Below are 274 nucleotides of genomic sequence, written 5' to 3' on the forward strand. Positions count from 1 at the left end.
CACAGCTTTACCGGCGTCGATGGACAACCCCAGGGCCTTGCCATTGATATTGCGAGACTTCTCGTAGCGGCTGACGGTCGTGAACTGGAGTTCCTGCGTGCCGACGACCCCGGTGTCGTAATGGATATGATGGTTTCAGGTGAGGCCGACATGAGCTCGACACTCGGGTTGACCCCGGATCGTCTGGCAACTGCAAGTGCAACGCAGCCATTCGGATCCTTCCGAACAATGCTCTTTACAAAGAAGAACGGCGCCAGGCGGTCACCAGAAGACT

Annotated in this window: 1 protein-coding gene; it reads left to right on the forward strand. The window is 56.9% G+C overall.

From position 1 onward, the window contains the following. Positions 1-274: transporter substrate-binding domain-containing protein (locus tag Q1A34_RS21990; protein ID WP_300039659.1), on the forward strand; the 274-nt coding region annotated here is incomplete at both ends.

It is taken from the genome of uncultured Roseobacter sp. (genome assembly GCF_947491795.1).
Lineage (GTDB): Bacteria > Pseudomonadota > Alphaproteobacteria > Rhodobacterales > Rhodobacteraceae > Roseobacter.